The organism is Demequina mangrovi (assembly GCF_000759715.1).
GTDB lineage: Bacteria > Actinomycetota > Actinomycetes > Actinomycetales > Demequinaceae > Demequina > Demequina mangrovi.
Genome location: NZ_BBLU01000001.1, coordinates 18,899 through 37,151, shown reverse-complemented (window position 1 = coordinate 37,151; position 18,253 = coordinate 18,899). Strand labels below are relative to the sequence as shown.

16 protein-coding genes are annotated in these 18,253 nt (G+C 71.5%); 9 read left to right on the top strand and 7 right to left on the bottom strand.

The genetic code is table 11. The features are described 5' to 3' along the window. Positions 1-7 precede the first annotated feature (7 nt). Entirely contained in the window at positions 8-1,969 is a 1,962-nt protein-coding gene (gene pknB / locus TR42_RS00175; RefSeq protein WP_052405459.1) for a Stk1 family PASTA domain-containing Ser/Thr kinase, read from the top strand. Between the two features lie 64 nt (positions 1,970-2,033). Here pknB and TR42_RS00170 read toward each other — a convergent pair whose 3' ends face one another. The 4 genes from TR42_RS00170 to TR42_RS00155 form a co-directional block, all read right to left on the bottom strand. Continuing rightward, positions 2,034-3,416, bottom strand: a complete 1,383-nt coding sequence (locus TR42_RS00170; RefSeq protein WP_042211932.1) for a class II 3-deoxy-7-phosphoheptulonate synthase — start codon at positions 3,414-3,416, stop codon at positions 2,034-2,036. Between the two features lie 4 nt (positions 3,417-3,420). Further along, positions 3,421-4,620, bottom strand: a complete 1,200-nt coding sequence (locus tag TR42_RS00165) for a pyrophosphate--fructose-6-phosphate 1-phosphotransferase (RefSeq protein WP_042211931.1) — start codon at positions 4,618-4,620, stop codon at positions 3,421-3,423. Between the two features lie 82 nt (positions 4,621-4,702). Beyond that, positions 4,703-5,416, bottom strand: a complete 714-nt coding sequence (locus tag TR42_RS00160; protein ID WP_042211929.1) for a lysophospholipid acyltransferase family protein — start codon at positions 5,414-5,416, stop codon at positions 4,703-4,705. Between the two features lie 15 nt (positions 5,417-5,431). Beyond that, on the bottom strand, positions 5,432-6,394 hold the full coding sequence (locus TR42_RS00155) for an ROK family glucokinase (RefSeq protein WP_042211928.1): 963 nt from the start codon (positions 6,392-6,394) through the stop codon (positions 5,432-5,434). A gap of 85 nt (positions 6,395-6,479) precedes the next feature. Here TR42_RS00155 and TR42_RS00150 point away from each other — a divergent pair, with 85 nt between their 5' ends. The 3 genes from TR42_RS00150 (at position 6,480) to TR42_RS00140 (ending at position 10,343) form a co-directional block, all read left to right on the top strand. Next, complete coding sequence (locus TR42_RS00150) at positions 6,480-8,273, top strand: AMP-dependent synthetase/ligase (protein WP_042211926.1); 1,794 nt, start codon at positions 6,480-6,482, stop codon at positions 8,271-8,273. A gap of 133 nt (positions 8,274-8,406) precedes the next feature. Continuing rightward, positions 8,407-8,703 (top strand): hypothetical protein, encoded by a 297-nt coding sequence (locus TR42_RS00145; protein WP_042211925.1) that lies wholly within the window; start codon positions 8,407-8,409, stop codon positions 8,701-8,703. Between the two features lie 182 nt (positions 8,704-8,885). Then, positions 8,886-10,343 carry an FAD-binding oxidoreductase gene (locus TR42_RS00140; RefSeq protein WP_052405458.1) on the top strand — a complete coding sequence of 486 codons (1,458 nt, stop codon included), beginning with the start codon at positions 8,886-8,888 and terminating at the stop codon, positions 10,341-10,343. Positions 10,344-10,393: 50 nt separating this feature from the next. On the opposite strand, the gene TR42_RS00135 is transcribed toward TR42_RS00140, so the two are convergent. Then, complete coding sequence (locus tag TR42_RS00135; RefSeq protein WP_042211923.1) at positions 10,394-10,594, bottom strand: hypothetical protein; 201 nt, start codon at positions 10,592-10,594, stop codon at positions 10,394-10,396. Positions 10,595-10,746: 152 nt separating this feature from the next. Here TR42_RS00135 and TR42_RS00130 point away from each other — a divergent pair, with 152 nt between their 5' ends. Then, positions 10,747-12,474 carry a DEDD exonuclease domain-containing protein gene (locus tag TR42_RS00130; RefSeq protein WP_042211921.1) on the top strand — a complete coding sequence of 576 codons (1,728 nt, stop codon included), beginning with the start codon at positions 10,747-10,749 and terminating at the stop codon, positions 12,472-12,474. A 12-nt stretch (positions 12,475-12,486) separates the two neighbouring features. Here the strand turns inward: TR42_RS00130 and trpD are convergent, their stop codons facing one another. Both trpD and TR42_RS00120 read right to left on the bottom strand, forming a co-directional pair. Further along, positions 12,487-13,527 carry an anthranilate phosphoribosyltransferase gene (trpD, locus tag TR42_RS00125; RefSeq protein WP_042211920.1) on the bottom strand — a complete coding sequence of 347 codons (1,041 nt, stop codon included), beginning with the start codon at positions 13,525-13,527 and terminating at the stop codon, positions 12,487-12,489. A gap of 11 nt (positions 13,528-13,538) precedes the next feature. Continuing rightward, positions 13,539-13,961: a response regulator gene (locus TR42_RS00120; RefSeq protein WP_042211918.1), complete on the bottom strand. Its 423-nt coding sequence runs from the start codon at positions 13,959-13,961 to the stop codon at positions 13,539-13,541. A gap of 144 nt (positions 13,962-14,105) precedes the next feature. Here TR42_RS00120 and ctaE point away from each other — a divergent pair, with 144 nt between their 5' ends. From ctaE to qcrB, 4 genes are read left to right on the top strand one after another with little or no spacing between them, the layout of a single operon-like run. Beyond that, a complete protein-coding gene (ctaE, locus tag TR42_RS00115) occupies positions 14,106-14,735 on the top strand; it encodes an aa3-type cytochrome oxidase subunit III (protein WP_042211916.1) in 630 nt (209 codons plus the stop codon). A gap of 14 nt (positions 14,736-14,749) precedes the next feature. Then, positions 14,750-15,535, top strand: coding sequence for a cytochrome bc1 complex diheme cytochrome c subunit (qcrC, locus tag TR42_RS00110; protein ID WP_042211914.1), 786 nt, complete (start codon positions 14,750-14,752; stop codon positions 15,533-15,535). Next, complete coding sequence (gene qcrA, locus TR42_RS00105) at positions 15,532-16,608, top strand: cytochrome bc1 complex Rieske iron-sulfur subunit (RefSeq protein ID WP_042211912.1); 1,077 nt, start codon at positions 15,532-15,534, stop codon at positions 16,606-16,608. Before qcrC ends, qcrA begins: the two co-directional genes overlap by 4 nt. Then, positions 16,608-18,230, top strand: coding sequence for a cytochrome bc1 complex cytochrome b subunit (gene qcrB / locus TR42_RS00100; protein ID WP_042211911.1), 1,623 nt, complete (start codon positions 16,608-16,610; stop codon positions 18,228-18,230). Before qcrA ends, qcrB begins: the two co-directional genes overlap by 1 nt. Positions 18,231-18,253 lie beyond the last annotated feature (23 nt).

Below are 18,253 nucleotides of genomic sequence, written 5' to 3'. Positions count from 1 at the left end.
GGGCGCTGTGTCCGACACCCTCACCGATCCCCTGCTCGGCCGCGTGATCGACGGCCGCTACGAGGTGCGCGAGCGGATCGCTGCGGGTGGCATGGCCACCGTCTACCTCGCGTTCGACCGCCGTCTCGAGCGGGACATCGCGCTCAAGGTCATGCACCGCCACCTCGAGGTGGACCCCAACTCCCGCGAGTTCGTCGCCCGCTTCCGGCGCGAGGCCAAGGCCGCCGCCCGGCTCACCCATCCCGGCATCGTGCGGGTGTACGACCAGGGCGTCGACGACGACGTCTCGTACCTCACGATGGAGTACGTCGACGGCGAGAACCTGCGCGAGGTGCTCGCGCATCACGGCACGCTGCCCCTCGGCGAGGCGCTCACCACCGTCGAGCACGTGCTCGACGCGCTCGCGTCGGCGCACCGGCTGGGCCTGGTGCATCAGGACGTCAAGCCCGAGAACGTGCTCATCGACTCGGAGGGCCGCCCGCGGGTCGCCGACTTCGGGCTCGCCCGCGCCGTCACCGAGGTCACCTCGAGCACGTCCGGCACCATCCTCGGCACGGTCGCCTACCTGGGCCCCGAGCTCATCTCGAACGGCGTCTCCGACGCGCGCACCGACGTGTACGCGGCCGGCGTGCTCCTCTACGAGCTCGTGACGGGCCGCCAGCCGCACACCGGCACCACCCCCATCCAGGTGGCGACCAAGCACGTCCACGACGACGTGCCCGCGCCCTCGAGCGTGGTCGCATGGCTGCCGCCCGAGATCGACGACCTGGTCGCCGCGCTCACCGCGCGCGACCCCGAGGTGCGCCCGCAGGACGCAGGCGCGGCCCTGCAGCTGATGCGCCGCACGCGCGGCCTGCTCGACGAGCCCACCCTCGACCGCCAGGCCGACCCGCCCTCGGGCTCGACGGCGGTGGTCGAGGACGGCGACGCCACGGCGGTCCTCGACGCGGCGTCCCCCGGCTCGACCGTAGCGCTGCCCATCGGCCTGGGGCACCCGTTCCCCGCCGTCGGCGCCGAGCTCGAGACCATCCCCGACGACGACCCCGAGGCGCGCGAGCCCCAGAGGAACGAGCGCCGCGCCGGCTGGTGGATCGCCGCCGTGCTGGTGGCGCTGCTGGTCCTCGGCGGCGGCGGCCTGTGGTGGTACAACTCGATCGGCCCCGGCGCGTACACCACGGTCCCGTCGGTGGTGAACGAGAGCGAGGCCAACGCGACGGCCATCATCAAGGGCGTCGGGCTCACCCCCGAGGTCGAGCGCACGTTCGACGACGAGGTCCCCGAGGGCTTCGTGATCTCGGCGGATCCGGGAGCGCAGGAACGCGTGCTCAACGACGCCGTGGTGACCATCACGGTGTCCGACGGGCCCCGCATGACCGACGTCCCGACCCTCGTCGGGAGCACGCAGGACGATGCCGAGGACAGCCTCAAGGAGCTCGAGCTGCCGCTGGGCGACGTGACCGAGACGTACTCCGACACCGTGCCGGAGGGCGAGGTCATGTCGACCTCCCCCGAGGCCGGCGAGACGGTCCGCCACGACACCGCGGTATCCCTCGAGGTCTCCGGCGGCCCCGCACCGATCGACTTCCCCGAAGTCACGGGGATGACCGAGGAGGAGGCGACGGCGCAGCTCGAGGACGAGTACGCGCTCACCGTCGAGGTGGTGCGGGAGCGCACCGACGCGGCGGACAAGGGCATCGTCTTCGCCCAGTCCCCCGAGGCGGGCGCCGGCGGCCACCGCCTCGACACCGTGACCATCACCGTGTCGGACGGCCCGCCGCTCGTCACCATCGAGGACTACGTGGGCATGGACTACGAGGCGGGCGTGTCCGCCGCGCGGAGCGCGGGGCTCACCGTGTCGACGTCCGGCCGCTGGGGCATCCTCAGCGCCCAGGACACCATCGTCGACCAGTCGCTCAACCCCGGACAGCAGGTCGAGCGCGGCACCACCATCGTCCTCATCTACAACTGACACGCAGAACGCCCCCGACCCGGAGCTCCGGGTCGGGGGCGTTCTGCGTGAGCCGCGTCTCGCGCTACGCGAGCTCCTCGAGCTCCTGCGGCCTGCCGGCGTTGTGCTTGGCCAGCAGGTCGGCCACGAGGAAGGCCATCTCCAGCGACTGCTGGTGGTTGAGGCGCGGGTCGACCTTGGTCTCGTAGCGCCGGGCCAGGCCCTCGTCGTCGATCTTCTCGGTGCCGCCCATCACCTCGGTGACGTCGTCGCCCGTGAGCTCCACGTGCAGGCCGCCGGGGACGGTGCCCAGCGCCTCGTGCACCTCGAAGAAGCCGGTGACCTCGTCGAGGATCGTGTCGAACTTGCGGGTCTTGTAGCCCGAGTCCGACGTGAACGTGTTGCCGTGCATGGGGTCGGTGAGCCACGTGACCGCGACGCCCGAGTCCCGCACGCCCTCGACGATGCCCGGAAGCGCGTCGCGCACCTTGTCCGCGCCCATGCGGGCGACGAACGTGAGGCGGCCCGCGACGTTCTCGGGGTTGAGGCGCTCGGCCAGCGCGACCGCATCGGCGGCCGTCGCGGTCGGGCCCAGCTTCACCGCGAGCGGGTTGTGCACCTTCGACAGGAACTCGACGTGCGCGCCGTCGAGCTGGCGGGTGCGCTCCCCGATCCACAGGAAGTGGGCCGAGCAGTCGTACGCGAGACCCGACCGCGAATCGATGCGCGTGAGCGCCCGCTCGTAGTCGAGCAGCAGCGCCTCGTGGCTCGAGAACAGCTCCACGGTGCGCAGCGCGTCGAAGTCGCCGCCGGCGGCACCCATGAAGCGCACCGCACGGTCGATCTCGCCCGCGAACTGCTCGTACTTGGCGTACGCCGGGTTGGCCGCGAAGCCCTTGTTCCACTGGTGCACGCGGCGGAGGTCCGCGAAGCCTCCCTGCGTGAACGCCCGGATGAGGTTGAGCGTCGACGCGGACACGTGGTACGCGTCGAGCAGCCGCTCCGGGTTCGGGATCCGCTCCTCCTCGGTGAAGCCCGAGGAGTTGACGATGTCGCCGCGGTACACGGGCAGCGTCACGCCGTCACGGGTCTCCGTGTCCGACGAGCGCGGCTTCGCGTACTGACCGGCCATGCGACCGATCTTCACCACCGGCGTCGAGGCGCCGTACGTGAGGATCACGGCCATCTGGAGGATGGTCTTGATCTTGTTGCGGATGCGGTCGGCCGTGGCCTCCGCGAAGATCTCGGCGCAGTCGCCTCCCTGCAGCACGAATGCCTCGCCGCGCGACGCGGCGGCGAGCTGCGCGCGCAGCCCGTCCGCCTCGCCGGCGAACACCAGAGGGGGGACCTGCGTGAGACGGTCGGTCGTGCGTCGCAGCGCAGCGGCGTCGGGCCACTGCGGCTGCTGCCTCGCCTCCTTGGAGAGGTACGAGTCGACGCCCGCCGCCGCCAGGGCAGCCTCGGTCATAGGATCACGCCTGCCCGATCGCCTCGAGGGTCTCGACGTACCACGGGGTGGCGGTGTCGAAGGGCTTGTGGCCCGCGATGCGCGGGAACGGGATCGCCTTGAGGCGGTCGCCGTCCTCCTCGTCGTGGCCGATCACGCCGGGCTCGCCGCGCAGGGCGCACTCGACCGCGTAGTCGGTCATCGACTTGATGAGGCGGAGGTCCTCGGCGTTCGCCGCGGCCGAGCGCGAGAAGTAGCCCGACTTCTGGACCATGACCTTCTCCGCGCCGAGCTTCTCCGCGAACTGCTTGGCGAACCACTGGCCGGGGTTGATCTCGTCGAGGCGCACGTGGCCGAACGGGTCGCGCTTGACCTCCTGGCCCGAGGCCTCCATCTCCGCGATGATCTCCGGCACGCCGGCGCCCTCCGACAGGAAGATGTTGACGTTGCCGATCTCGTCCATCACGGCGCGCAGGCGCGTGGCCTCGGCGTCGATGTCGAGCTTCTGCTCGGGCACGTAGACCGCGTGGATGTCCCAACGCTCCTTGGTGAGGCCGATGCCCGGGAGGAACGTGCGGGTCGCGAGGTCCTCGCGGTACTTCATCGCCGCGGCGGCGGTGAGCCAGCCGCAGGCACGGCCCATGACCTCGTGGATGATGAGCATGCGCGGGCCCGAGCGGTGCTCGCCGATGACGTTGCGGCCGAACTTCGCGGCCTCCTCGGCGGCGGTCCAGGCGCCCAGCGACTGGCGGATCGGCACCACGTCGTTGTCGATCGTCTTGGGCAGGCCCACGACGGTGAGGCCGTAGTCGTTGTCCGCGAGGTAGGCGGCCAGGTCGGCGGCCGTCGTGTTGGTGTCGTCGCCTCCGATGGTGTGGAGGACGTCGACGCCGTCGGCCTTGAGCTGCTCGGCCGCGACGGCCAGCGGGTCCTGACCCTCCTGGACGAGTCCGCGCTTCACGCAGTCCGCGACGTTGGTGAGCTTGACGCGCGAGTTGCCGATGGGCGAGCCGCCGAACTCGTGCAGCACACCCGCGTGCTTGCGCACCTCGTCGTCGATGACGGTCTTCTTGCCCTGCAGCAGGCCCCAGTAGCCGTGCTCATAGGCGATGATCTCCACCTCGGGAGCGATCTCGGTGTAGCGCTCGATCAGGCCTCCCACCGCGGAGGAGAGGCAGGGGGCGAACCCACCGGCGGTCAGGAGTGCAACGCGGCGAACCGACATGACGGACCTTTCGTTCTGTGTCTTGCGGATTTCGTGGTCATTCTAGGCGCGTGACGAGGCACGCGGAGCCGGGACGGGGGACCTACTCCCCCGTCTCCGAGGGCTGATCCTTCGCGAGCTCGCGCTTGACGAGCGCGGCGTCCCGGTCGACGTACTCCTGCCCCGACAGCTCGGCGATCGCGGCCATGATGCGGTCGGTCGCCTCGCGCAGCGCGGCGCGGTCCTCCTGGCGGCCGGCGAAGTCGGAGAGGTCGATGGGCGCGCCGATCCGCACGCCGATGGGATGGCGCTTGGGGACCTTCTGGCCGATGGGCTGCGCGATGTGGGTGTCGATCATCGCGACCGGGATCACCGGGGCGCCGGACTCGATCGCGAGGCGCGCCACGCCGGTCTTGCCCCGGTAGAGGCGTCCGTCGGGGCTGCGCGTGCCCTCGGGGTAGATGCCGAGCAGCTCGCCGCCCTGCACCACCTGGAGGCCCGTGCGCAGCGCCGCCTCGGAGGCCCGCCCGCCGCCACGGTGCACCGGGATGGTGCCCACGCCCTCCATGAAGGCCTTGGTGGCGTAGCCCTTCACGCCCTTGCCGGTGAAGTACTCCTCCTTGCCGAGGAACACCACCTTGCGCTCGATCACGACCGGCAGGAACACCGAGTCGGAGAACGAGAGGTGGTTCGACGCGAGGATCGCCCCGCCGCTCGCGGGGATGTGCTCCTCGCCCTCGACCCAGGGCTGGTAGACGCCCTTGAGCGCAGGCCCGAGGAGGACATGCTTGAACAGGCGGTAGTACGTGTCGCTCATGGTGTCCGGGGCTTCCTAGCGGTCGGCGGCGGCGATGCGGGCGAGGTCGGCGGCACCGACGATACCGGCATCGTTGCCCATCTGGGCGGCCACGATGGGGACGATGGGACGGTGGCCCCGCGCGGGCAGGTTCGCCTCGAACGCCTTGCGGGCCGGGTGGAGCAGGAGGTCGCCGGCGGCGACCACGCCGCCGCCGATGACGAAGAGCTCGGGGTCGAGCGCCGCGGCGAGCGAGGCCGATCCCTCGCCGATCCAGCGACCCAGCTCGGCCAGCAGCTCGAGACCGAGCTCGTCGCCGTCCATCGCGACCTGGGTGACCTGGGGGCCGGTGATCGCCATCGGGTCCCCGCCGGCGAGCTCGAGCAGGGCCGCGGCGCGCACGGGGCGGTCCACGGCGGCGCGGCGGGCCTCGCGCGTGAGGGCCGACCCGGAGGCGTACTGCTCCCAGCAGCCGCGCAGCCCGCAACCGCACGAGTGGCCGTTCGGGACCACCCGCAGGTGACCGAGCTCGGCCGCGAAGCCGTACGCGCCGCGCACGAGCTTGCCGTCGACCACGAGCGCGGCGCCGAGCCCGGTGCCGATGGTGAGCAGCGCCATGTGCTTGACGTCGCGCGCCGCACCGAAGGCGAACTCCGCCCACCCGGCCGCGTTCGCATCGTTCTCGACCACCACCGCGACGTCGTCGCGGCCGATGAGCGCGCCGACCTTGGCCGCCAACGGGTAGTCCCGCCACGCGATGTTCGGCGCGAAGAGCACGTTCTCCTGGTCCGAGGACACGAAGCCCGCCGCCGCGAGGCCCACGGCATGGAACTCGTGATCGGCAGCGAGCTCGGCCACGGCGTCGGCGATCGCGGCGTCGATGCTCGCGGGATCCTGCGGCTTGGTCTTCCGCTTGGTCTTGGCAACGATGGCGCCGTCCTCGTCGACCACACCGACCGCGATCTTCGTGCCGCCGATGTCTACGCCGATTGCATGCATTCTCTGTGGCCTTCCGCTACCTCGCTGGGACTCCGTCAAGGCTATCGTCTGACGCGTCCCTCCTACTGCCACAGGAGTCCTACCGATGATCCAGCCTGCTCCCACCGACCTCGCACCCAACATCGTCGCCATGATCGCGGCGCGTTGGCGCACCCGTGCCGACGAGGTGGTGATGAGGTACACCGACGACGACGACCGCTGGATCGACGTCACCGGCGCCGAGGCGCAGGCCATGGTCGACGCGGTCGCCAAGGGCCTCATCGCGCGCGGCGTCCAGCCCGGGCAGAGCGTCGGCATCATGGCGCGCACGCGCATCGAGTGGACCGTGCTCGACCTGGCGATCTGGACGGCGGGCGCGCTGCCGGTCCCCATCTACGACACCTCCTCGGCGTCGCAGATCGACTGGATCACCTCGGACGCCGAGGTCTCGCTGCTCGTCGTCGAGACCGAGGCGCACGCCGCGCTCGCCCACCAGGTCGCGAGCGACCCCGAGAGCCCGCTGCGCGACGTCCTCGTGATCGACCGGGGCTGCATGGACGACCTCCGCGCGGCCGGCGCCGGGATCCCCGACTCGGTGGTCGCCGAGCGCGCCGCGCTCGCGACGCTCGACTCCCCCGCGACCATCGTCTACACGTCGGGCACCACCGGCCGGCCCAAGGGCGCGGTGCTCACCCACTTCAACTTCGTCCGGCACACCGCCGGCATCCAGCAGCAGATCCCCGAGGTCGTCCTGCGTGAGGGCGGCAGCACGGTGCTGTTCCTCACGCTCGCGCACTCGCTCGCGCGCCTCGTCGAGGTGGTGCTGCTCGCGTCCGGCACCGTGATCGGCTTCTGCCCCGACTCGAAGAAGCTGGTGCCGTACTTCGCGAGCTTCCAGCCCACGCTGGTGCTCGCCGTGCCCCGCGTCTTCGAGAAGGTCTACAACGCCGCCGAGCAGAAGGCCGCGGCGGGCGGCAAGGTGAAGATCTTCCGCTGGGCCGCGCAGCAGTCGATCGCGTACTCGCAGGCGCTCGACACGCCCGAAGGGCCGTCGCTCGCGCTCAAGGCGAAGCACGCCCTCGCGGACCGCCTGGTGCTGGCGAAGATCCGCGCCGTGCTCGGCGGCCGCGCGGTCCACGCGATCTCGGGCTCCGCGCCGCTCGGCGACCGGCTGGGGCACTTCTACCGCGGGCTCGGCCTCCTGGTGCTCGAGGGCTACGGCCTCACCGAGGTCACCGCGGCCGCGCACGTCAACGTGGTCGAGCGCTCCAAGATCGGCTCGGTGGGACCCGCGCTGCCCGGCTTCGACGTGACGATCGCCGACGACGGCGAGATCCTCATGCGCGGCGACATGCTCTTCCAGGGCTACCACCGCAACCCCGAGGCGACGGCCGAGGCCATGCAGGACGGCTGGTTCCGCACCGGCGACATCGGGCGCCTCGACGAGGACGGCTACCTCTACATCACCGGTCGCAAGAAGGAGATCATCGTGACCGCCGGCGGCAAGAACGTCGCGCCGGCGACTCTCGAGGACCGCCTCCGCGGGTACGCGCTGGTGAGCCAGTGCGTCGTCGTCGGCGACGGCAGGCCGTTCATCGGCGCGCTCCTCACGCTCGATGCGGAGGCGCTGCCCGGGTGGCTCACCAGCCACGGCCTCCCCGACATGCCCGTGGCCGAGGCCGCGGCGCACCCGGTGGTCCGCGAGCACCTCGAGAAGGCCGTCACCAGGGCGAACGCCGCGGTCTCGCGCGCCGAGTCGATCCGGCGCTGGGAGATCCTGGCCGACGACTTCACCGTCGAGGCCGGCCACCTCACGCCGTCGCTCAAGGTCAAGAGGGCCCAGGTGCTGCGCGACTTCGCGGCGGACGTCGACGCGCTCTACGCGCCCTCCCCGCGGTAGTCCGTCCGGCATCCCTGGGGGCATGGTGCACCGCGTGCCCTATGCCCCCAGGGGTAGTGGCACCACAAGTCGGGGCTGTCCGGTTCGCACGGTCGGTCGGAATCTGGAGCCACAACCGACCCGGAGGAACACCATGCCTTACCTCATCAGCAGCACCGCAGCATCCGACACGATCCCCGCGACCGTCACCGCCGAGCCGCCCGTGATCCGCGAGAGCGTGCGACCCGCACCCGTGGGCGCCCGCTTCCCGCGCGGCGCGTGGACCCCGACCCGCATCGTCCGGGTGTACCGCCGGGCGCTGCGTCCGCTCCACCCGGTGGGCGCCCGCTTCCCGCGGCTCTCGCCCGAGCAGCGGGCGGCGCTCACGGTCGCGCTGGTGCCGGAGCTCGCCGTGCGGCCGCGACCGGTGGGCGCCCGCTTCCCCCGCTGACACGCGCGGACCTGCGTCCGCCCTCACGATGCCCGCAGCCCTCTCGGGGGCGGCGGGCATCGTCATGGTCGGCGGCATCGCGTGCCCTTTGCCCCCCGCGCGGGTGGCACCACAACTCGGGTCTGGCGGGACGAATCGGACAGGGACAGCATGATCTCGAATCCGACCCGGAGGTTCCCGACATGTCCCTGTCCACCGATGCGCCCGACCTGCCCGAGCCCGCGCTCACCACGCTCTCCAACCCCCGCCGCACGACGCTCGCGAGCGGGGTCGTCGGCACGGCGCTCAGCGCCGCGCTCGACGAGCTCACGCTCCTGCTCGACGGCGACCTCGTCCGCCCGGCGGACCCCGACTGGGACGCGGCTCGCGCCGCGTGGCAGCTCGGCGTCGACCAGCGCCCGGTCGCGGTGGTGCTCGCCCGCAGCGAGTCCGACGTCGCCCGCACGATGCGGCTCGCGACCCGCCTGGGCCTCAGGGTCGCGCCGCAGTCGTCCGGCCACGGGGCCGTGGCGCTCGGGGACCTCGACGGGGCGATCCTGCTGCGCACGAGCGCGCTCGCGTCGGTCACGCTCGACGTGTCCGCGCGGACGGTGACCGTCGGCGCGGGTGCGACCTGGGGCGACGTCGCCGACGCCGCCGCGCCGCACGGGCTCGCCGGTCTCGCCGGCTCCTCGCGCACCGTCGGGGTCGTGGGCTACTGCCTCGGGGGCGGGCTCGGCTGGCTCGGCCGTCTCCATGGCCTCGGGGCGGGCTCGATCCTCGCCGCGCGCGTGGTGCTGCCCGGCGGCGCTGTGGTGATCGCCTCCCCCTCGGAGCACGCCGACCTGTGGTGGGCGCTGCGCGGCGGCGGCGGCGCGGGCGTGGTCACGGAGCTCACGCTCCGCCTGGTCGAGGTCCCCGAGCTGGTCGCGGGCTCCCTGTGGTGGCCGCACGAGCGCGCCGCTGAGGTGCTCAAGGCCTGGGCACGCCTCCTCCCCTCCCTGCCGCGCGAGATCACCACGGTCGCGCGGGTCCTGCGCTTCCCCGACATCGCCGACCTCCCGCCCCACCTGCGCGGGGCCCGGATGGTGCTGGTGCAGGTCGCGGCGGTCGGCACGGCCGCGTTCGCGGACCGCCTGCTCGCGCCGCTGCGGGCGCTGGACCCCGTGATGGACGATCTCGCCGAGGCCGGTCCAGAGGCGCTCGGTCATCTCGCGATGGACCCGCCGGACCCGTCGGCGGGCGCTGCGGAGGGCCTGCTCCTGCGCTCGCTCGACGACTCCGCCATCGACGCCTGGATCGCCGCGCTCGACAGCGCGCCCTGCGCGGGCGTGGTGGCCGCCGACCTCCGCCAGCTCGGCGGCGCGCTCGACCCCTCCGCGGGTTCCGACGCGGCGCTCACCGGCCTCGCGGGCGCCGTCGCCGCGGTCGCGGTGGCCCCGGTCACACCGGTCGCGGATCTCGACGCCGCGGGCACGATGGTCGGGCTCGCCCTGGGCGCGCTCGCACCGTGGACCGGCGCGCAGCAGTACGCGAACTTCGTCGAGCACCCGGTCGACGAGGAGTCCCTCGTGGGCACCGCGCACGACCGGCTCGACACGATCCGGATGTCCTACGACCCCGACGGCACGGTGCTGCGTCGCCACGGCGCCGCCCGCTGACAACGGGAGACAAGGGCGCTGCGGGACTCCATTCCTCCCGCGGCGCCCGCTCACGAGGCGCGCGGCGGCTGCACCAGCCGGAGCGGTGGGACGAGGCCGCCGGCGGACAGCGCGTCGAGCGCGTGCGCCTGCTCCTCGTCCAGCTCGACGGTCGACCGGTCCGTCGGTCGCACCTCGATGGTGAGGAACGAGACGACGCAGTCGCCGCAGCTCTTCCCGCGCATCTCGCACGAGTCGCAGTCGATCAGCATGGCTGCTCCCTTCTCTCCGGCCCTGCCCTGGTGAGGGATCCGTGTCGATCCCTATGCCTCCGACGGTAGGGACGGGGTCTGACATCGCAACGTCATGCCTGGTGCGCCGGGCGCCGCAAGCCGATGTCGGAGGCGCGTCGTACCGTCGTCGGGTGACCTCCCCCGCCGAGACCGTCGAGCAGCTGCTCCACCAGCAGCGCACCCTTGAGGACGTCGGCGAGCCGCTCCACCGGACCACGTTCGTGGTGGTCGACCTCGAGACCACCGGCACGTCGCCTGATCGCGCCGGGATCACGGAGATCGGCGCGGTCAAGACGCGCGGCGGCGAGGTGATCGGCGAGTTCCAGACGCTCATCGACCCGGGCTCCCCGATCCCCCCGTTCATCGTCGCCCTCACCGGGATCACCGACGCGATGGTGGTGGCGGCCCCCCGCATCGAGGAGGTGCTGCCGTCCTTCCTCGAGTTCCTCGGGGACGCGGTGCTGGTCGCGCACAACGCGCCGTTCGACACCGGGTTCCTCCGGGCAGCGTGCCGCGCGCACGGCTACCGATGGCCCGGCAACCAGGTGGTCGACACGGTCACCCTCGCGCGGCGCGCGACCACCAAGGAGGAGGCCCCGAACAAGAAGCTGTCGACGCTCGCGCGCGTGTTCGGCACCGTGGTCGAGCCGAACCACCGTGCGCTCGAGGACGCCCGAGCGACCTCGGAGATCCTCCACCGCATGCTCGAGCGCGTCGCGGCCTTCGGCATCACGCACCGCGAGGACCTTGAGGCGCTCCGCAACCCCATGCCCGAACGCATCCGCAAGAAGGCGTCGATGGCCGACCGCGTGCCGGCCAAGCCGGGCGTCTACGTCTTCCGCGGACCACGCGGCGAACGGCTCTACGTCGGCACGTCGAAGAACCTGCGGTCGCGGGTGAAGTCCTACTTCACCACCGGCGAGCAGCGTCGCTCGGTGCGCGACATGCTCGAGCTCGCCGTCGACGTCGACACCGTCGTGTGCGCGACCGAGCTCGAGGCCAACGTGCGCGAGGTCCGCCTCATCGCCGAGCATCGTCCCCGGTACAACCGTCGTTCCGCGCGCCCCGAGCGCACCCCCTGGGTCCGGATCACGGACGAGCGCTACCCGCGGCTGGCCGTGTCACGCGCCGTCACGGGGCCCGAGGGCTCGCTCGGGCCCATGCGCTCGGCCTCCGACGCCCGGCTCGCGATCGAGGCCGTGCAGAGCGCCCTCGGGGTGAGGACCTGCACCACGCGCCTGCCGATCACCCCGCGCGCCAACGCCCGCGCATGCCTGCTCAAGGACCTCGGCGCATGCGCCGCACCATGCGTGCTCGGCGCGGAGTCCGGCTACGACGCCACCGCCGCCGCGATGCGCAGCGCGCTCCACGAGGACCCGAGCCCCGTGGTGAGCGCCCTCGCGCGTCAGATCGCGGAACGGGCCGAGGCGCTCGACTACGAGCGCGCGGCCGAGCTCCGCGACGGCGTGAGCGCCGTGGTCGACGGGGCCATGCGGGCGCAGCGGCTCGCCTCGCTCACCCGCTGCTCGATCGTCGCCGTACGCCGCGACGGCGACGTGTGGGACGTGGCCGCCTTCCGCCGCGGCACGCTCGCGGGCAGCGCACGCGTCGGCGAGAAGGTGTGGGACGCGGCCGACCGGCTCCGCGGGCTCACCGCGGCGCTCGACGTCGACGACGACGTGCTCGTCGAGGAGCGCGAGCTGGTCGCACGATGGATCGAGGACCCGCGCACACGGTTGCTCTACGTCGACGGCGAATGGTCGAGCCCCGTCGCGGGCGCGGGGCGGCACGCCCGCTGGGTCGAGGCCCGTCGGGCGGATCGCGACGCGCGGCCGCTCACCCGCCGCGAAGCGGGCTGAGCGCGACGGCCGTCAGGCCTGGGTCGCGGTGATCCAGCGGTCGAGCACGTCCGCCGCCGCTCCGGAGTCGACGGCACGCGCGGCGTGCTCGAGGCCCGCCTCGAAGCGCTCGACCAGGGTCCCGCTCGACGTGCCCGCGAGCGTCGCATCGGCCACCAGGCCGGACGCCGCGTTGAGCAGCACGGTGTCGCGCACCGCCCCGCCGCCGCCGGCGAGAACATCGCGGACCACCGCGGCGTTCTCCTCGGCCTCGCCTCCGCGCAGGTCGTCGATAGTGATGCGCGAGAGACCGAGGTCGCTGACGGGGTCGAGGCGCAGCTCGGTCACTCCCCCGCCGCGCACCTCCCAGACGGTGGCCGCACCCGTGGGCGCGAGCTCGTCGAGACCGTCGTCGCCGTGGAACACGAGCGCCTCGCGGCCCTGCGACGCGACCACGCCCGCGAGCACCGGCGCGACGCGCAGCGACGAGGAGCCGATGGCCGTCGCCTGCGGCTGGGCCGGGTTGGTCAGCGGCCCCAGGATGTTGAACGTGGTCGGGACGCCGAGCTCCTTGCGGATCGGCATCGCGAAGCGCATCGAGGGGTGGAAGACCTGCGCGAAGCAGAAGGTGATGCCCACCTCGGTCGCGAGCTCCTTCACCCGCTCGACCGGCAGGTCGAGACGCACGCCCAGCGCGGCGAGCACGTCGGCGGACCCGGACTTCGAGGTCGCGGCGCGGTTGCCGTGCTTCACCACCGTCGGGCCGGCGCCCGCGATGACGATCGACGCCATCGTGGAGATGTTGACCGTGTGCGCGCCGTCGCCTCCCGTGCCGACGATGTCGACGGTGCGCCCGGGCACCTCGAAGCGGAGCGCGTGGCTGAGCATCGCCTGCGCGAGGCCGGCGACCTCCGCGGGCGTCTCCCGCTTGACACGCAGCGCAGCAAGGAACGCGCCCATCGCGACGGGCGAGGCGGAGTCGGTGAGGACCGAGTCCATGACCGCGGCCGTCTCCTCGGACGTGAGGTCCTCGTGCTCGACGAGGCGCGCGAGCAGGTCCTGGAGCGTCGCCATCGTCCCGGGCCTCAGGCGGTCGCGGGCGCGAAGAACGAGTCGACCGCGTCGCGGACGACGAACGGGTCGAGCGGGTGCGACACGGCGGCGTCGGCCTCCGACCACGTGGCGAGCCACGCGTCGCCCGGGCGTCCCACGAGGAGCAGGATCGGCGGGCAGGCATAGAGCTCGTGCTTCATCTGGCGCGCGACGGCCATGCCGCCGACCTTCGCCGCCTCGCCGTCGAGGATCACGAGGTCGAACGTGCCGTTGTCGAGACGCTCGGTCACCGCCGCATGCGTGGCCGTCTCGGTCCACTCGATCGGCTGACCGTGCGTCGTCGGCCCCACGGCGAAGCGCACCTTCTCGCGGACGTTCCGATCGTCGCTGTAGAGAAGGATGCGGGCCTTGCGGACGGAGACGTCCCCTGACTCGTGCTTGACCACGTCGCTCATGGCGCCCATTCTGGCACGACACCGGGACGTTTCCTCCCGGCGCCGCGCCTCATCCGGGCATACCGGCACGGGTACGGGAACACGCCTCGAGGCTCGCGCGTTGGATGGTGAGTCCCGGGTGCTCCGTACGCTTTAATGGGACCTATGTCCCACGCCACCACTGCGCCGTCGCCCATCCACGCGACCAGGCCCAACCAGGTAGCCGTCGGCACCATCGTGTGGCTGAGCTCCGAGCTGATGTTCTTCGCGGGTCTGTTCGCGATGTACTTCACGCTGCGCGCTCAGGTTCCCGAGGTCTGGGCCGACAAGACCGAGCTGCTGAACATCCCCTTCGCTCTCGCGAACACCACCGTCCTGGTGCTGTCGTCCTTCACCGCCCAGGCGGGCGTGTGGGCGGCAGAGCGCTATCAGCGCCGCCGCACCGGGAAGCTGTACCAGCTCAAGGGCTGGGGCATGCACGAGTGGTTCGTGCTCACCTACATCATGGGCTCGGTGTTCATCGCCGGCCAGGTGTACGAGTACGCGATGCTCATCTCGGAGGGGCTCACCATCTCGTCGAGCCCCTACGGCTCGGTCTTCTACCTCACGACCGGCTTCCACGGCCTGCACGTCCTCGGCGGCCTCATCGCCATGCTGTTCGTGCTCGCCCGCTCCTTCGCAGCCAAGAAGTTCGGCACGCACGAGGCCACGACCACCATCGTCGTCTCGTACTACTGGCACTTCGTCGACGTGGTGTGGATCGCGCTGTTCTTCGTGATCTACGTGATCCAGTAAGGGACCGGCAGATCATGAACGCACTCGCACGCCACCGCTACCACCGCGCGGCCCCGGTCGTCCTCGTCCTGCTGCTGCTCGCGCTCGTCACCGGCATCGCCGCCGCCGTCTCGACCGCATCGTCCGCCGACGCGGCCACCACCACCGCCGACGACGCCGCGGAGGGCGAGAAGCTCTTCGCCGCCAACTGCGCCTCCTGCCACGGCCTCGACGCCACCGGCACCGACGGCGTCGCGCCCTCGCTCGTCGGCGTGGGCGCCGCCGCCGTCGACTTCCAGGTCGGCACCGGCCGCATGCCGATGCAGGCCTCGGGCCCGCAGGCCCCCGCCAAGCGCACGCAGTTCTCCCAGGAGGAGATCTCGCAGCTCGCCGCGTTCGTCGCCTCGCTCGGCGCCGGCCCTGCGATCCCCACCGCCGAGCAGGTCGACCCCGAGCTGGGCGACGCCGCCAACGGCATGGAGCTCTTCCGCACCAACTGCGCCATGTGCCACGGCTCGGTCGGCGGCGGAGGCGCCCTCACGCAGGGCAAGTTCGCCCCCAGCCTGTGGGAGACGACCCCCACGCACATCTACGAGGCCATGCTCACGGGACCGCAGTCGATGCCCGTCTTCAACGACGCGAACATCACCCCCGAGGGCAAGCGCAACATCATCGCCTACATCGAGGCTCAGGACGCCGGCTCGCCGGGCGGCCTCCGCCTCGGCGCCATCGGCCCCGTCGCCGAGGGCATGTGGGGGTGGCTCGTCGCCCTCGGACTCATCATCGCCAGCACCGTGTGGATCGGAGCCCGTTCTTCATGAGCACCACTGAGAACCCGACCTCGCACGAGTCGGAGCAGAACCCCGAGTCCTTCGAGGACCCGGGCGTCCCCTATCACCGTCCGCGTCGCGCGGACGTGGACCCCAAGGCCGAGAAGAAGGCCGAGCGTCAGGTCGCCGCGCTGTTCGGCGTCTCGATCGTGGGCACCATCGTCGCCGTGGGCGCGTACATGGTGCTCGACATGACGGACGAGATCGAGTCGATCCGCTTCACCAACATGGTGATCGGCCTCGGCATCTTCCTCGCGATGATCGGCATCGGCCTCGGAGCGATCCACTGGGCCAAGACGCTCATGCGCGACCACGAGATGGTCGAGGAGCGCCACGAGCTGCGCTCGTCCGACGAGGCGCGCGAGGGCGCGATCCAGAACCTCAAGGACGGCGCCGAGGACTCCGGCATCTCGGGCGTCAAGCGCCGCCCCCTGCTGGTCGGCACGGGCGTCCTCGCCCTCCTCGCGGCTCCGCTCGCGGTGCTGTGGCCCCAGATCGGCAACATGGGCGCCGACTGGAACACGTCCAACTTCGGGCACACGATGTGGCGCAAGGGCACCCGCCTCGCCCGCGACCCCGACGGCACGCCCATCAAGGCGTCCGACGTCACCATCGGTTCCGCGTTCCACGTCATCCCCGAGGGCCTCAACGAGCTCGAGCACCACAAGATCGAGGAGAAGGCCAAGGCCGTCGTCCTCCTGCTCCGCCTCGACCCGCGCGACCTCAAGATCCAGGAGGGCCGCGAGGACTGGTCCTTCGACGGCATCGTCGCGTACTCGAAGATCTGCACGCACGTCGGCTGCCCCGTGGCGCTCTACGAGCAGCAGACCCACCACCTGCTGTGCCCGTGCCACCAGTCGACGTTCGACGTCGCGGACGGCGCGAAGGTGGTCTTCGGCCCCGCCAAGCGGCCGCTCCCGCAGCTGCCGATCGCGGTCGACGAGGAGGGCTACATCGTCGCCCAGAGCGACTTCCACGAGCCGATCGGCCCGTCCTACTGGACGCGCCTCAAGGACACGTCCGACGGCCTTCACGCCGATGAGACCGAGGAGGGCGGCCACTGATGGGCGCACGTCTGGACGCCGCTGCCGCCGGCACCGCCAACTACGTCGACGAGCGCACGTCGATCGGCGGCTTCGTCAAGTTCTTCGCGCGCAAGCTGTTCCCCGACCACTGGTCGTTCATGCTCGGCGAGATCGCGCTGTACTCGTTCGTGGTGCTGCTGCTGTCGGGCGTGTTCCTCACCGCGTTCTTCGTGCCGTCGATGACCATCGTCACCTACGACGGCCCGCTCGCGACCATGCAGGGTGTGGAGATGTCCGAGGCCTTCGCCTCGACGCTGCACATGTCCTTCGAGGTCCCCGGCGGCCTCCTCATGCGCCAGATCCACCACTGGTCGGCGCTGCTGTTCACCGCGGCGATCGTCACGCACATGGCGCGGGTGTTCTTCACCGGCGCGTTCCGCAAGCCGCGCGAGCTCAACTGGCTCGTCGGCTTCACGCTGATGATCCTGTCGCTGGCCGCGGGCTTCTCCGGCTACTCGCTCCCCGACGACGTGCTCTCCGGCAACGGCCTGCGCATCATCGAGGGCGTGTTCCGCTCGATCCCGATCGTGGGCGAGTACGCCTCGTACTGGGTCTTCGGCGGCGAGTTCCCGGGTGAGATCCTCATCCCCCGCCTGTTCACCATGCACATCCTGCTGGTGCCCGGCCTCATCCTCGTGCTCATCGCGCTGCACCTGTTCCTGGTGTTCCTGCACAAGCACACCCAGTACCCGGGCGGCGGCCGCACCCACAAGAACGTCGTGGGCCTGCCCCTCTTCCCCGTGTACACCGCGAAGGCCGGCGGCTTCTTCTTCGTCGTGTTCGGCATCGTCGCGCTGGTCGCGGCCGTCTTCACCATCAACCCGGTGTGGAACTACGGCCCCTACGACCCGTCGCCGGTGTCCGCGGGCACCCAGCCCGACTGGTACATCCTGTTCGTCGACGGCGCTCTCCGCCTCATGCCGGGCTGGCTGTTCGACATCATCCCGATGGAGTGGGAGCTCTGGGGCTACACGCTGTCGCTCAACATCCTCATCCCCGCGGTCATCCTCCCGGGCCTGTTCTTCGGCTTCGTGGCGCTGTACCCGTTCATCGAGGCGTGGGCGACCGGCGACCGCGGCGAGAAGCACGTGCTCGACCGTCCGCGCAACGCGCCGGTCCGTACCGGCATCGGCGTCGCCACGATCACCTTCTACGTGATCCTGGTGATGGAGGGCTCGAACGACATCATCGCGAACCTGTTCCACCTGTCGCTCAACGACCTCACGTACTTCTTCCGGATCGGCATCTTCGTGCTGCCGGCCCTCGCGTTCTGGATCACCCGTCGCCTGTGCTTCGGCCTCCAGCGCAAGGACCGCGAGCTGGTGCTGCACGGCAAGGAGACCGGTCGCATCGTGCGTCACGAGCACGGCGAGTACCAGGAGGTCCACGAGCCCCTCACCGACGACGAGCGCTGGATCCTGGTGTCCTACGAGGACATCGCCCCGCTCGAGATCGAGCCGGAGTTCAACGACCGCGGCGTGCGTCGCAAGGGGTACCGCTGGGACCGCTTCAAGCAGCAGCTCTCGCGGATCTACTTCGAGAAGCGCATCTCCCCCGTCACCCCGGAGGAGCTCGCGGAGGCGCAGCACTCGCACCACTGACATCCCGTCATCGCAGGGGCGTC

Bases quoted from the DNA above. Each gene is read 5' to 3' on its own strand.
- TR42_RS00140 (WP_052405458.1), top strand. From the start codon at position 8,886: ATGTCCCTGTCCACCGATGCGCCCGACCTGCCCGAGCCCGCGCTCACC.
- TR42_RS00150 (WP_042211926.1), top strand. From the start codon at position 6,480: ATGATCCAGCCTGCTCCCACCGACCTCGCACCCAACATCGTCGCCATG.
- TR42_RS00155 (WP_042211928.1), bottom strand. From the start codon at position 6,394: ATGCATGCAATCGGCGTAGACATCGGCGGCACGAAGATCGCGGTCGGT.
- TR42_RS00145 (WP_042211925.1), top strand. From the start codon at position 8,407: ATGCCTTACCTCATCAGCAGCACCGCAGCATCCGACACGATCCCCGCG.
- trpD (WP_042211920.1), bottom strand. From the start codon at position 13,527: ATGGCGACGCTCCAGGACCTGCTCGCGCGCCTCGTCGAGCACGAGGAC.
- TR42_RS00120 (WP_042211918.1), bottom strand. From the start codon at position 13,961: ATGAGCGACGTGGTCAAGCACGAGTCAGGGGACGTCTCCGTCCGCAAG.
- qcrC (WP_042211914.1), top strand. From the start codon at position 14,750: ATGAACGCACTCGCACGCCACCGCTACCACCGCGCGGCCCCGGTCGTC.
- qcrA (WP_042211912.1), top strand. From the start codon at position 15,532: ATGAGCACCACTGAGAACCCGACCTCGCACGAGTCGGAGCAGAACCCC.
- TR42_RS00170 (WP_042211932.1), bottom strand. From the start codon at position 3,416: ATGACCGAGGCTGCCCTGGCGGCGGCGGGCGTCGACTCGTACCTCTCC.
- TR42_RS00160 (WP_042211929.1), bottom strand. From the start codon at position 5,416: ATGAGCGACACGTACTACCGCCTGTTCAAGCATGTCCTCCTCGGGCCT.
- ctaE (WP_042211916.1), top strand. From the start codon at position 14,106: ATGTCCCACGCCACCACTGCGCCGTCGCCCATCCACGCGACCAGGCCC.
- TR42_RS00165 (WP_042211931.1), bottom strand. From the start codon at position 4,620: ATGTCGGTTCGCCGCGTTGCACTCCTGACCGCCGGTGGGTTCGCCCCC.
- qcrB (WP_042211911.1), top strand. From the start codon at position 16,608: ATGGGCGCACGTCTGGACGCCGCTGCCGCCGGCACCGCCAACTACGTC.
- TR42_RS00135 (WP_042211923.1), bottom strand. From the start codon at position 10,594: ATGCTGATCGACTGCGACTCGTGCGAGATGCGCGGGAAGAGCTGCGGC.